We start from the raw sequence: 7,046 nt of genomic DNA on the forward strand, positions 1-7,046 counted from the left end.
TCTTCGGTTGAAGACGCGCACCGCGCGCTCGTCGATCAGGTGGTCGAGGTCGACGAGGATTTGATGGCCGCGTACCTCGAGCAAGGCGAGATCAACCCCGAACAATTGCACGCTCCCTTCGAGCGTGCATTGCGCGAGGGCCATCTGATCCCGGTCTGCTTCGTGTCGGCCCGGAATGGTGCAGGCATTTCCGAGCTTCTCGAGATCTTCGCCCGACTCATGCCGAACCCGACGGAGGGCAATCCGCCGGTATTTTTGAAGGGCGAGGGACCCGAGCCCGAGGAGATCGTTGCCGTCGCCGATCCGAAGAGGCACGTCCTCGCCCATGTATTCAAGGTGGTGGTCGACCCGTTCGTGGGACGCCTCGGCATTTTTCGCGTCCACCAGGGAACGATCACGCGCGACACGCAGCTTTTCATCGGAAATGGCCGCAAGCCCTTCAAGGTCGGCCACATGTTCCTGCTGCAGGGCAAGGAGCACGTCGAGACGGATCTGCTCGTGCCCGGAGACGTCGGTGCAGTCGCAAAGGTCGACGAGATCGAGTTCGATGCGGTGCTGCACGACTCTCACGACGAGGATCACTACCACCTGCGCCCGCTCGAGTTTCCGCAGCCCATGTATGGGCTCGCGATCGAGCCCAAGCGTCGCGGTGACGAGCAGCGCATCTCCGACGTCCTGCACAAGCTGACGGCCGAGGATCCCTGCTTCACGGTCGAGCACAGCAGTTCCACTCACGAAACCGTCATCCGCGGACTCGGTGAGTTGCACGTGCGCTGCGTGCTCGAGCGCATGGCCGAGCAATACAAGGTGGAAGTCGTCACGCACCCGCCACGCATACCGTACCGCGAGACGGTCACTGCCAAGGCGGAAGGGCATCACCGCCACAAGAAGCAGACCGGGGGCGCGGGACAGTTCGGCGAAGTTTTCCTGCGCATCGAACCTCTGCCACGGGGAACAGGCTTCGAGTTCGTCGACGACGTTTACGGCGGCGCAATTCCTTCCCAGTTCATTCCCGCCGTCGAGAAGGGTGTGCGGCAGGTGCTCGACGCCGGTCCCCTGGCCGGCTTCCCGGTGCAGGACGTGCGGGTCGTCGTGTACGACGGAAAGTCGCACCCGGTGGACTCGAAGGAGGTGGCATTCGTGGCGGCGGGCAAGAAAGCCTTTCTCGACGCCATCCAGAAAGCGCGACCGATCGCGCTGGAGCCCATCGTCAACATCGAGATCTTTGCGCCGGACGCCACCATGGGCGATCTCGCCGGCGATCTATCGAGCAAGCGCGGACAGGTGACGGGCACGCAGAATCAGCGCGCCGGCATGGTCAAGATCAAGGGGCTGGTGCCGCTGGCGGAACTCAACAGCTACCACTCGCGGCTCAAGTCGATGACCGGCGGTCAGGGGTCCTACTCGATAGAACTGAGCCGCTACGAAGCAGTGCCGCCCAACGTACAGCAGCAGCTAGTGGCGCAGAAGAAGGTGGTGCAGGAAGAAGAGTAGGGCGAGGGCCCGACTGACTTACCTCAGCCGCCTGGCGGTGTAGTCGTCTTCGATGTGGTCCCGAAAGTAGCTCACGATCGACGGTGCAGCCATCAGGCGTCGATGGGTCTCCGTTGGCACGCGTAAGTACTGATTGATCCTGCCGTCGGTGAACTCGATCTCCAGGGTCTGGCTGCCGGCGTCATAGCCGACGCTCCGGATCTTGTCGGAGCTAACCTTCCTGCGTTCCATCTCCGACTCCTTGCTGGCAGATACACCACCGCCCTGTTCGTGCATCGAAAAGAGTGCCTGCGGGCGATTCCACCCGCGCGCCGGGAAAGCCACCGTTGGCTGTCCCAGGCCGCGGGGGGCAAGGGGCTCAAACTGCACGCACCTTCGCCCACCCGCAGGCAGGACCCACCTCAGTTAGGTTTGCCGGAGATCGGAAAAGGCCATGCGCCCGGCACCGAAACAGGCTTACTGCTCTCGGCGCTCTCCGGTGCGGCGGGGGTAGCAGCTGGCTTGGCCGGCTTCTTCGTCGCCGGCTTCTTGACTGCCGGAGCCGTCGCTTTTTTCGCCGCGGTTTTCTTCGGCGCAGCCGCCTTCTTGGGCGCAGCCGCCTTCTTCGGCGCTGCTTTCTTCACGACCTTCTTGGCGGCCGTCTTCTTCACCGCACCGGCGGCCTTCTTCGGTGCCGCCTTCTTCGGCGCTGTTTTCTTCACGACCTTCTTGGCGGCCGGCTTCTTCACGACCTTCTTGGCGACTGCTTTCTTGGCCGTTCCCGCTGCCTTCTTCGGCGCGACCTTCTTGACGACTTTCTTGGCGACTGTCTTGCGCGCCGTGGTCGTCTTCTTGGCGGCCGGCTTCTTGACCGCCTTCTTGGCTAACGGCTTCTTGGCTGCGGTCTTCTTGACCGCAACGGCAGCCTTTTTCGCAGCCGGTTTACGGGCCGCGGGTTTCTTCGCTTTGGTTGCCACTAGAACCTCCTTGTTGAGTGGTAAGGCATTGCACTTCAAAGCAGGGACACCCGGAGGGTGTCTTCACCACTGCCAGCACCCGAAGCCGCGTGGTGCACGAAGCACCCGCGGCTGCCGGGTAACTCAGCAGCTTTGTCGAGACGCGAATCCCGCGGTCTCACACCGCGGAAGCCGCGCCTGCAATCCTTTACCGTCGCGCTCGCGCGCGCTCGTCAATCAGTCCCAGTTGAGCGCACCGCCCGTTTGGTACTCGATGACACGCGTTTCGAAGAAATTGCGCTCCTTCTTGAGATCGATCATCTCGCTCATCCAGGGGAACGGATTGTTGGCCCCCCGGAAGAGCGGTTCGAGACCGATCTGCACGCAGCGCCGATTGGCAATGAAGCGAAGATATTCCTTGAACATGGGCGCATTGAGTCCGAGCACGCCGCGCGGCATGGTGTCCTCCGCGTAGCGGTATTCGAGTTCGACGCCCCGTTGCATGAGATTCCTGATTTCCTCACGGAACTCGGGAGTCCACAGGTGCGGATTCTCGAGCTTGATCTGGTTGATGACGTCGATGCCGAAATTGCAGTGCATCGACTCGTCGCGAAGAATGTACTGATACTGCTCGGCCGCGCCGGTCATCTTGTTCTGGCGCCCGAGGGCGAGTATCTGGGTGAATCCGACGTAGAAAAACATCCCCTCCATGATGCAGGCGAAAACGACCAGACTCTTCAGGAGTCGCTGGTCCGCCTCGGCCGTTCCGGTCCGGAAGGTCGGATCGGTCAACGTATCGATGAAGGGAATCAGGAACTCGTCCTTCTCGCGGATGCTGGCGATCTCGTGGTAGGCGTTGAAGACTTCGCCCTCGTCGAGCCCCAGGCTTTCCACGATGTACTGATAGGCGTGCGTGTGGATGGCTTCCTCGAAGGCCTGCCGCAGCAGGTACTGCCGGCATTCAGGCGCCGTGATGTGGCGATAGGTGCCGAGCACGATGTTGTTCGCCGCCAGCGAATCCGCGGTGACGAAGAATCCGAGGTTGCGCTTGACGATGCGGCGCTCGTCCTCGGTCAAGGCGTTCGGATTCTTCCAGGTCGCGATGTCGCGACTCATGTTGATCTCCTGCGGCATCCAGTGGTTGGCGCACGCAGCCAGGTATTTCTCCCACGCCCACTTGTACTTGAAGGGAACGAGCTGATTGACGTCGGTCTTGCCGTTGATGATGCGCTTGTCTTCGACGCGGATACGACCGAACTGGCTGCCCCCTGCCACCGGTTCCTGGATTCGTGCCTTACCAGGGATACCGATGCGTGCAGCGCGGTCGGTGTACTTCGCGAACTCGTCCTCGAATTGCAGCATTTGATCAGGTCTCCTCACGAGTTTCTTTTGGGTGCTCGCGCGATCGCGATTGCCGGCTTCCCTGACCATTGGAGACCCGCTGCCAAAGCAAGCAGCATGCCGCTCCTGCCCGTCATATCAGCCCGAAGATCCGGTGTTTGCAGACTCTGTCGCTGGCGCCGGAATGCGAGCCGACGTCGCGCCGCGCTGATCGCTGCTCGCGTCACTGGCACGCCTCGCAGTCCGGATTGTCGATCGCGCAGAACTTCGCATCCTGCACATCCATGCTCTTGCCGCTGTCACTGGGTACCGCGTTCAGCGCTCCGCCGCGCACGGTGGACTTTTCCGCGTGGGTGGCGCCGAGAGTTCGCAGGTAATAGGTGGTCTTGAGGCCGCGCAGCCAGGCCAGCCGATAGGTTTCGTCAAGCTTGCGACCCGACGCGCCCGCCATGTACAGATTGAGCGATTGCGCCTGGTCGATCCATTTCTGGCGCCGCGCCGCCGCCTCGACCAGCCAGACCGGCTCGATCTCGAACGCGGTCGCGTAGAGCCCGCGGACCTCCGCCGGGACGCGATCGATCCGCGCAAGGCTGCCATCGAAATACTTGAGGTCGGCGATCATGACCTCGTCCCAGATATTGAGCCTCTTCAGATCCGCGACGAGATAGTCGTTCGCGACCGTGAACTCGCCCGACAGGTTGGACTTGACGTACAGATTCTGGAAGTTCGGCTCGATGCTCGCCGACACGCCCACGATGTTCGCGATCGTCGCCGTGGGGGCGATGGCCAGGCAATTGGAGTTGCGCATGCCCACGCGCAGGATGCGCTCGCGTAAGGCGCTCCAGTCCATGGCGGCGGAAAGATCGACGTCCACATAGCCCCCGCGCTCGAGCGAGAGCAGCTTGAGCGAGTCCGGCGGCAGGATGCCCTTGGACCAAAGCGACCCGCCGAAAGTAGCGTACGTGCCGCGTTCCTCGGCGAGTTCGGTCGACGCCCAGTACGCGTAGTACGCCACTACCTCCATCGACCTGTCCGCGAAGTCGACGGCCTGCTCGGACGCATAGGGAACACGCAGCACGTGCAAGCAGTCCTGGAATCCCATGATGCCAAGCCCGACCGGCCGGTGCTTCAGGTTGGCGTTGCGCGCCTTGCCGACGGCGTAGTAGTTGATGTCGACCACGTTGTCGAGCATGCGCATCGCCGTGCGGACCGTTTTCCGCAGCTTCTGATGATCGAGACGGTCATCGACGAGGTGGTTGAGCAGATTGACCGACCCCAGGTTGCAGACTGCGATCTCGCTGTCTGAAGTATTGAGGGTGATCTCGGTGCAAAGGTTCGAACTGTGCACGACACCGACGTGCTGCTGCGGCGAGCGCACGTTGCAGGGATCCTTGAAGGTGATCCAGGGATGCCCTGTTTCGAAGAGCATGGAGAGCATCTTCCGCCAGAGCTGCTGCGCCGGCATCTTCTTGAAGAGCTTGAGCTCGCCGCGCGCAACCTTGCCTTCATAGCGGACGTAGGCCTCTTCGAAGTCCTTGCCATAGCGGTCGTGCAGGTCGGGAACGTCGGCCGGCGAGAACAGCGTCCACTCGCCGCCCTCGGTCACGCGCTTCATGAACAGGTCCGGAATCCAGTTCGCCGTGTTCATGTCGTGGGTGCGACGACGGTCATCGCCCGTGTTCTTGCGCAGTTCCAGAAACTCCTCGATGTCGAGATGCCATGTCTCGAGATAGGAGCACACGGCACCCTTGCGCTTGCCGCCCTGGTTCACGGCGACTGCCGTGTCGTTGACCACCTTGAGGAACGGCACGACACCCTGCGACTTGCCGTTGGTCCCCTTGATGTGGGAGCCCAGCGCGCGCACCGGGGTCCAGTCGTTGCCGAGACCACCGGCGTACTTGGACAGCAGCGCGTTCTCCTTGATGGCCTCGTAGATGCCGTCGAGATCGTCGGATACCGTCGTGAGGTAGCAGCTGGACAATTGAGAGCGCAACGTCCCGGAGTTGAAGAGCGTCGGCGTCGAACTCATGAAGTCGAAGGACGAAAGCACATCGTAGAACTCGATCGCCCGTGCCTCGCGCTCCGCTTCATTCAGCGCGAGCCCCATGGCCACGCGCATGAAGAACGCCTGCGGCAACTCAATGCGCCGATCGCCGATGTGCAGGAAATAGCGGTCGTACAGCGTCTGCAGCCCGAGGTAGCCGAACTTGAGATCGCGGCGAGCGTCGAGTGCAGCACCCAGGCGCTCGAGGTCGTACTGCGCCAGGCGCGGATCGATGAGCTCCGCCTCGATGCCGCGCGCCACGAACTCGGGGAAGTACTCCGCGTAACGCACGGCCATGCCTTCCTGCCGCACCTCCTCGCCCAGCACCTCGTGCCGGACGGTGTGCAGGAGGAGGCGCGCGGTGACGTAGCTGTAGGCAGGATCCTTCTCGATCAGCGACCGCGCCGCGAGGATCGCGCACTTGCGCACCTCTTCCATCGGCACGCCGTCGTACAGATCCTTCACCACGCTCTGCATGATCTGGCCGGCGTCGACCGCCTCGCTCAGGCCCTGGCATGCCTCGTCGATCAGCGAGCGGATGGCGGCCAGGTCGAGCGGCCGTGCCACGCCGTCTTCGACCACGTTGATGACGTGTGCCGACGTCGCCGCGGCCGCCTCCTTGACGCGCGCCCGCTCGCGCGCCCGCTCTTCGCGGTACAGGACGTAGCGGCGGGCGACCTCGTGCTCGCCGGAGCGCATGAGGGCGAGTTCCACCTGATCCTGGATGTCTTCGATATGGAAGGTGCCGCCGTGCGGCTGGCGGCGCATGAGCGCGTTGACGACGCCTGTCGTCAGGTCGGAGACGATCTCGCGGACCCGCGCGGACGCCGCACCCTGACCGCCGTTCACCGCAATGAAAGCCTTGGTCATGGCAATCGCGATCTTCCCCGGCTCGAAGCCGACCACGGCGCCATTGCGCCGGATCACCTTGTACTCCGCCAGCCGCGGAGCGGTCAGCCCGTCGCCTTCGATCGGGAACATCGGGGTAACCACGGTTGCGGGACTTTCCATGACCACCTGCATGAGCGCCTGCCTCCTACATCGTATTCGTCGGGGTCATCGCTCGCGCGACGCCGTTTTCTCTGCACCGTGATCACAACATATTGTGATCGTCCTTCGTCTTCCCCAGCAATCGTGGGATGACTGTACTACATATTGTGACTGAAGAGCCGAGCGTGCACTAATTCTAGTAACGGCAATTGGCAGGTGCAAGGGATTTCTTTTGACCCACC

At 62.6% G+C, this 7,046-nt stretch carries 5 protein-coding genes; 1 reads left to right on the forward strand and 4 read right to left on the reverse strand.

The annotated features are described in order from the left end of the window. Positions 1 to 1,494 (forward strand): elongation factor G (locus tag JNK68_00570; GenBank protein ID MBL8538839.1); only part of this gene is annotated, 1,494 nt, incomplete at its 5' end. Positions 1,495 to 1,512: 18 nt separating this feature from the next. Here JNK68_00570 and JNK68_00575 read toward each other — a convergent pair. From JNK68_00575 to JNK68_00590, 4 genes are all read right to left on the reverse strand, one after another. Then, a complete protein-coding gene (locus JNK68_00575; protein MBL8538840.1) occupies positions 1,513 to 1,725 on the reverse strand; it encodes a KTSC domain-containing protein in 213 nt (70 codons plus the stop codon). Between the two features lie 170 nt (positions 1,726 to 1,895). Beyond that, positions 1,896 to 2,489 (reverse strand): histone H1-like repetitive region-containing protein, encoded by a 594-nt coding sequence (locus tag JNK68_00580; GenBank protein ID MBL8538841.1) that lies wholly within the window; start codon positions 2,487 to 2,489, stop codon positions 1,896 to 1,898. A 177-nt stretch (positions 2,490 to 2,666) separates the two neighbouring features. Beyond that, positions 2,667 to 3,791 (reverse strand): ribonucleotide-diphosphate reductase subunit beta, encoded by a 1,125-nt coding sequence (locus JNK68_00585; protein ID MBL8538842.1) that lies wholly within the window; start codon positions 3,789 to 3,791, stop codon positions 2,667 to 2,669. 202 nt (positions 3,792 to 3,993) lie between these two features. Then, entirely contained in the window at positions 3,994 to 6,837 is a 2,844-nt protein-coding gene (locus JNK68_00590; protein ID MBL8538843.1) for a ribonucleoside-diphosphate reductase subunit alpha, read from the reverse strand. Positions 6,838 to 7,046: the final 209 nt, after the last annotated feature.

It is taken from the genome of Betaproteobacteria bacterium, assembly GCA_016791345.1.
Taxonomy (GTDB): Bacteria; Pseudomonadota; Gammaproteobacteria; order Burkholderiales; family JAEUMW01; genus JAEUMW01.

Excerpts from the sequence above, each read along its gene's own strand:
- JNK68_00575 (MBL8538840.1), bottom strand. The coding sequence starts at position 1,725 with ATGGAACGCAGGAAGGTTAGCTCCGACAAGATCCGGAGCGTCGGCTAT.
- JNK68_00585 (MBL8538842.1), bottom strand. The coding sequence starts at position 3,791 with ATGCTGCAATTCGAGGACGAGTTCGCGAAGTACACCGACCGCGCTGCA.
- JNK68_00590 (MBL8538843.1), bottom strand. The coding sequence starts at position 6,837 with ATGCAGGTGGTCATGGAAAGTCCCGCAACCGTGGTTACCCCGATGTTC.